This is a genomic window from Acetobacter sp. AAB5 (genome assembly GCF_050106715.1).
GTDB lineage: Bacteria > Pseudomonadota > Alphaproteobacteria > Acetobacterales > Acetobacteraceae > Acetobacter > Acetobacter oryzifermentans.
This window is the reverse complement of the sequence record NZ_JBNIEW010000008.1, coordinates 136,514-143,644: the sequence shown is the minus strand read 5'-3', so window position 1 is coordinate 143,644 and position 7,131 is coordinate 136,514. Positions and strand designations below refer to the sequence as shown.

At 45.9% G+C, this 7,131-nt stretch carries 3 protein-coding genes and 1 pseudogene; 1 reads left to right on the top strand and 3 read right to left on the bottom strand.

Going from position 1 to position 7,131, the window contains the following annotated elements:
* A pseudogene (locus ACP7IZ_RS09485) lies at nt 1-1,041 on the bottom strand (hypothetical protein); the annotation flags it as partial.
* A gap of 261 nt (nt 1,042-1,302) precedes the next feature.
* Nucleotides 1,303-4,389, bottom strand: coding sequence for a Hint domain-containing protein (locus ACP7IZ_RS09480; protein WP_426848895.1), 3,087 nt, complete (start codon nt 4,387-4,389; stop codon nt 1,303-1,305).
* Between the two features lie 204 nt (nt 4,390-4,593).
* Here ACP7IZ_RS09480 and ACP7IZ_RS09475 point away from each other — a divergent pair, with 204 nt between their 5' ends.
* A complete protein-coding gene (locus tag ACP7IZ_RS09475) occupies nt 4,594-5,232 on the top strand; it encodes a recombinase family protein (protein WP_426848894.1) in 639 nt (212 codons plus the stop codon).
* A gap of 400 nt (nt 5,233-5,632) precedes the next feature.
* Here the strand turns inward: ACP7IZ_RS09475 and ACP7IZ_RS09470 are convergent, their stop codons facing one another.
* The gene (locus ACP7IZ_RS09470) at nt 5,633-6,799 is read right to left on the bottom strand and encodes a low temperature requirement protein A (protein WP_426848892.1); all 1,167 of its coding nucleotides are present in this window, start codon (nt 6,797-6,799) and stop codon (nt 5,633-5,635) included.
* Nucleotides 6,800-7,131: the final 332 nt, after the last annotated feature.

Genomic DNA, 7,131 nt, shown 5'->3' with positions numbered 1-7,131 from the left:
TACGCCGCCATCAATATACGCGGCATAAATACCTTGGGCATTCACAGTCATGGCAGACACCACGCCGTTGCTCTGCACGGTAATGCCAGCATCATTCAAGGTTACGCCAGACGCCAGACCACCACCATTCACCACCAGATGATCGTGATAGACCGTAACATCATCAGCAACGCCACCTGAATCGACGATAACATCGTGAACTTCACCACCTGTTACAGCCTGCGCGCTGTTATCCGCCGCACCAGAAACATTTACCCCAGAAACATACCCGTTACCGCCAACAACAAGCGTGCCTTCCGAATCCCCACTAATCTTAATATCCGTCGCAGAAGCTTTAGCGGAACTATCGCCTGTAACATTAAGATGAGCACCTGCAGTAACCGTATTAGATATAGCAGAAACACCACCGCTAATATCTAAACTGCCTGCTTTTAGAACTGTGTTGCTGAGTATAGCACCACTTTCTGCACGCACAGATTCCTGAACGCCAGAGTTCAGAATCACTCCACTTGTCACAGTTGTATCAACCGCAATGGCACCGGAGTGCACGATCATTTCACCCTCACCACTTACTGTGGTACTGGTAACGGATGCGCCATTCTCTACGAGTAAAGCCGTAGGACTACCCCCGGTTGATGTAGTGGAAACGAGGGTATCTGTAACATTGGCACCCGCATTGATTGTGGCGGATGCTGTATCGGTAATGGTTGTGCCAGAAAGTGTTGCACCGCTAGCAGCATAAAGCTCTACACCATCGGAAATGTTGGTATTATCAGCAGTGCCGCCAATAACCCCTATTTGGCCCATGCTGGCAGATGTATCAACTGCGCTGCCACCAGCAGAAATGGTCAACGTGGCACCAGCAAAGCTATCATCATTTTCTGGCAACGATGTGGACGTAACAAGGCCGCCACTTTCAACAGTAATGCTGCCACCGTTTGCGGTAGTAGATGTTGCTGTTCCGAAAACATCCAGCGTATCACCATCATTTAGAATGATACCTTGTGAGGATATTCCAGCAGGAATAGTCGTATCAGTCATATTTACGATCCTTTGAAGTTATTTCTGCATTCTGAGATTTGTGCAGAAATTTCCTTTCCCATTTATTGTTGCATAGTATTGTTAATAAAAAATAAATCATAATTTCTTTTCTATAATATTTATCAAACATATATATAATTATTTATAGAATATTTAATTTTTAACATAATAAAAATGCGGTATGCGCTGCTGAGTGTAGAGAAACACTCAGCAGCACATATAAAACCTATTAAAGATGTTTATTAAAATACTTCACGGATTTTAAATGGCCTGAGCAACTGCCTTTTCCATCTCTTTACCAACCAGATAAGGGCCTGCTGCACGAATAGTTATAGAGAGAATAGCCATTGCATTGTGCGTGATATTTCCGTCCAGCGGCAGAACGGCATCACCATCTGTCCATGCACAATCTTTCCAATCCGTATCATGCCAACCAGCAGGCTTGGATGCCTGAAGATGGGCCGTAATCATCTGTAACTTGCGAGCTGTCTGTACGCGCACATCGGTTACAGCAACACCCAGATAGCGGCGATCATCTACAAACGGACCAATGACATCAGCCGGGCGGCTGGCGCGAGAAACAATCCGCACGCACTTTGTGCCCGGAGGCAGCATGAAGCTGTATTTGTCACCCTGCACACGCATCGGACGAATGCTTGCACCCGTCTGGGTGACAAGGTGCAGATCAGGATCTGTGGTTTGTGCTACAACAACTTCCCTCACATGGGCACCACTCACGCTATTTTCCCGTAATTCCAACTGGCGGAACAGAGGTTCAACGAAAGCCCGATCAACACATAGCGGAGCTGCTGCATCGTCTGCCCATGTGCGTGTCATGCCATTCAGGGTTGCAACCTTGCCAGCCTGATGGAAGGAACGACGATTTCCGGTATCCAGATAGCTTTCCGTCAACATGCCATCAGCGGTAATGACAGAATGCTGTGCCGTTTCTACGTGATAGTAATCATAAGATGTGATGGATTTATCGAAGAAAATCGAAACACCATTTACCAGCATACGAACCGGCACAAACTTGTCCTCAAAGAACAGGCAATGTTCTGGCGTGATCAGCATATCCTTATACGGAACGCCATCGGCAATGGCATCCTTAAGAATACGCACGGGATAACCGGCTTCATCATCTGCTAGGCCAGCACGCACCGTGGCGTGGGACTTGCCAACCCAAACAACTGGGCTGCTGATTTCACGGTTGTTTTGCCAGTCAAAGACAACAACTTCATCACCAATCTGAATGTCTTCTACAGCAACATCGCCTTTTGCTGTGCGAATCATGCTGCCAGACAGAAAACAGACGGTCTCATCTTCAACCAACCAGCCGGTTGTTCCGTCTTGCACAATGGATGCTGTCGCTGGGGGTTCGTAGCCATCGGCAGGCACAACATCCGCATACTGAACGACATTCCCATCTGCCAACTGAACATTGAGCGTGTAGGAACCATCGTCATTATTCGTGTAAATTGCGGAAGTTGGTTCTGCTGTTAAACCGGAAATACCAAAATGCGTATTTTTGGAAATACCATTAACCAGAACGTTGCCCTTAACACCTTTATCACCACTATCATCAATATAAATGGTGTTTACAGTATTTGGATCAACGTTAATGGTGGTTTTGTCCGAGTAGCTAATGCCCGGTTCTGCAAACAATGTGCTATTCTGCTGCATGTTTACAGTGCCGCCCTGCACCCATACAGGTTGATCTGTCGTACCCAGAGAGGCATTGATCAGATTAAGCGTGCCAGCATTATTCAAAGCACCATTATCAAAGGTTACGTGCCCCTGATTATTCATGATGGTGATGGTGCCATCACTGCGATTTTCGGTAACACCACCCAGTTCTACATTGGATGGGGTATCAATGATAATCGTTCCGCTATTTTCAAAACCAGCCGTTGCAAAGACATTCCCAACATATTGAGAATCACCTTGCGCCGTAATTTTAAGCGTGCCGTTTTGCCAAACACTCAGGCTACGGATCTGGTTGTAATCTGGAGCATTGTCCACCACAGTTAGCGGCGTAGTGGTATTACCATCCCAGCTGATATTCACATCCGCATTCTGCTGGCTCTGCGGAACAGGGTTATTCGTCCAGACATTTGCGTCGGATGTATCAACCTTATTGTTGGAAGAATCATACAGCGCCCAGTTGGAAGAATCATTCCAATCATTGCTGGTAGCACCAGTCCACTGCCAAGACATATCATGCTGGTGATAGCTGGTTGGCGTGCTGGAATACTGAGAGGTGTCTCCCCCAGCGTTTGTTGAGCTTGTCGCAATGGCGTTTAGCTGCTGGTGCAGGGTGTTGTCTGTATAAGCACCTGCTGCAGAAGCAGATGATGTATCTTCAATATCCCAGCCAGAAGCTGCTGTATCCTGCACAATAGTGGCTGTAGCAGGCGGTGTATAACCATCTGCCATATGCAGGTTGCTGTATGTCAGATTGCTGCCATCTGCCATATCAATGGTTAACGTATAAGAACCGTCCTTATTCTCTGCATACGTTGCAGATGTAGGCGCAGACGCCAGACCAGAAATACCGAAGCGTGTGTTTTCAGAAATGCCGTTGATAACAACATTCTGAGCATTGGTCGCATCTGCCCCGCCATGCAGAAAACCATTATCCTGCACGTAAAGCGTATTTACTGTTGCCGGATCAACATTGATGGTTGCAATAGATTCAGCCGAATTCATAAAGATGCTGCTATTCTGTTGCAGATTAACGGTTCCACCGCTCACCCACACAGGCTGTCCAGCAGACCCCAAGGACGCGTTGATAAGGTTAACCGTGCCGCCACTGTTCAGATTGCTGTCATCAAAAATTACGTTGCCATGGTTATTCATGATGGTGATGGTGCCATCATCGCGATTCATGGTAACGCCACCGAAATCTACCTTCGATGGGGTATCGATAATAATTGTGCCGTCGTTTTCGAAACCGGCAGTAGCAAAAACATTACCATCGATACTGGAGCCAGCCTGAGCCGTCACTTTTAGCGTTGCATTCTGCCAAACACTCAGGCTGCGAATCTGATTGTAATCTGGCGCATTCACAACAACTGTAACGGAATCCTCGCCACTTGCCGGAGACAGGCTGACATCTGCATTTTGTTCGGCCTGAGGTACGGAACCTTCTGTCGTAACTGGATTATTGGTGCCATCATAAAGCGTCCAGTTAGCGGGGTCGTTCCAATCACCTGTGGCGCCGCCAACCCAGCGCCAAGACATATCATGATGATGGAAACTGGTTTCGGTGCTGTCAGATGATGTACCGCTTCCCGTAGCGATTGCATCATCATTGATTGTTTTAAAATCTATGGGTGAATCTGCCATTACTTTAAACTTTCCTAAATCTTAATTTTAGCAATAAATTATGTTAGTATATTATTATCAATATAAAGTTTTATGTTGTGCCAACAATTTGCCTCGTGTAGTAATTGTTGCGGAGTATCAGGTAGGCAAGTCCACATATTTGATCTTGCCAAAATTAAGATTAAAGCAAGGAACTCTTTTGTTTTTTCAGGAGTTTACGCTTTAATGAATATATCTAAATCGCATCGTAAAATCGGATATGCCCGCGTCAGCACGATAGGCCAGACTCTAGAACATCAAGTTAAAACCTTAAAGGAATACGGATGCCATCGGGTTTATTGCGAAAAGGCAAGTGGAGCCGACACCAATCGGCTAGAACTACGCAAGCTCATTGAAAATCTGAGGGAAGGACAGTCCATTGTGGTCACACGCATTGATCGGCTGGCTCGCAGCACATTTGATCTATTCGCTATAGTTAAAAGTATTACCGATAAAAAAGCTCAATTTTACTCTTTGGCTGAGCCTTGGACCGATACAAGTACCAGCACCGGACGGCTTATGCTAGCTGTTCTCGGCGGTTTAGCTGACGTAGAAAGAGATCTCATCCGCACTCGTACCTCAGAAGGTCGCGCAAGAGCTATAGCTCAGGGAAAGAAGATGGGGCGCCCTCGGCGCATTACAGATATCCAACGCATAGAAATTATTCAAAAACGCAAAAATGGCGAAACACTAGAAAAAATTGCAAAAACTTTTGGCATAAATTCAGGAACTGTTTCTCGAATCATATCTCACGCTAAAAAAAATAAGAATAACCATCATCGAAATTTCCAGAACGTGTCATCAGTTAATTTCAATGATGGTTGAAACGAGTTGGTCGGCTGCTAAGGAATACTGGTGTTAGTCTGCCATAACGCGTTGCGATGCCCTAGACCGTTTGAACCCAACAAACAATCATCTTGCCCAATTGCTGCCAAACCCGTTGGATCTCAAACGCGCAACTGGTCACCGTGATCTGAAATCACTGGATCTTCTACTATCTGCCCATTTCTGAGGAAATTAATCGGCAGATCGAAAAAGCAGAACGTATGCAAAGCATGCTTTTCGCCGATGATGCCAGCAGCCCATGATCGTTGCTTCCATGCTGCGATCCGTCAATGCCTCCCAAAAACGTAACACGCTCTTCCAGAAGCCTTGATGCAAGAAAAGAGAGGCTGGCCCAGCATGAGGACATCTTACTGGAAAACACTCTCATTAAGTCTTTCATTTAGGCCCTATTGCTTCTTTCCACACCCCAAGCAACACCCAGCAACAGAAATGTACCAACACAACATAATACAAGTGATGGCAAGGTCTGCCCCAAGCCAAGCAAAATAAAGAAGCCCAAAATACCAATCCCTTGGGGAAAAGGCCAACGAGACGAAACTACCCTCTGATAAAGAGAACTCCCTGCCAAATAAAGCAGTGGCCCCAAAATCATGGTGAACAATGCTGGACCGGACACAACCTCCAAAGGGTTTTCCAAAAGGATGTCCATACCAACGGCTGTTACAATAATACCAGCAATCAGAACGGCATGAATATAATGGAAATAGGCCCCCAAGCGGCCCGGATCGGGAGAATGCTTGATGGCATGCTCTGCTTGTTTTGTGGAGGTTCCAAAGTAAAGCCACCACATGGCAACTGTGCATAGAAAACTGGTAAAAAATCCCAGTAATATTGGCATTGTCCATTGTGCCGCACGCGCCATGGAGAGCCCGGATGCCATGATTGTTTCACCTAACGCCACCATGACGAAAAGCTGACATCGTTCAACCAAATGACTGCCTGAAATTGTCCAGTCTGACGTATATGACCGCCCCAGAAACGGAAGCCAAAAACCAAACATGGGAGAGATATATTCACATAGAACAGCCGCGCTCCAAAACATAAGGCGCTCATTAAAAGGAAAGAACGCACCTGCAATCCAACACGCCCCACTGATCACATTCCACCCCAGAATGCGTTTATAATTGGGGAGCAAGGCATGATTTGCAGGTAATTTGGCAACAACAAAAGCTGATCGCCCCATCTGCATTACTGTATAGCAGATAGCAAAGCTTAGCCCCCGCGCACCAAATGCTTCCGGAGCAGCAGCACCGCACAATAAAGCAAGTGCCATAGATGCAAACAAAACACTGCGTAATGATGCGGAGCGTGGGTCAAACCAGTTGGTGACCCATCCTGTATATTGCCATCCCAACCACGCGGCAAACCACAGGACAAGGGTTTGCAAGAAACCAATCCATCCTAAATGATGAAGTAATCCGTGGCTAATTTGCGTAACAAGAAAAACGTAAATCAGATCAAAAAAGAGCTCCTCTGTTGTAACCTCAACATGCCCATTTTCTGATTTTCGAATAAATGAATGAATTGGTTTATTTTGAAATGTCATTAGAAACTCTTTCTCACCCCGACATACCGTTTGCCTTACCGCTAATTCTATCTTTTATGAGGAAGAATCAAGACATCTCATGCAATACAGAGATTGCCAAAATAATTGCGATTTTCTCTATTTCCCCAACGTTCAAACGGTGCCAATGACATGATGACCGTTAGATAGAGCTTCGGCGTAACCCAAGCAGCTACTGACGCCAGTCATGAACAGACGTTGTGTTTCTGATGATGTCATATCTGCATTTTCTTCTGATTTTTAGTAAAGTATTCAATATTTACCCTTTGATCCCTGTAAACGCGGACTTTACAATGATCACCATGCACAAGCCC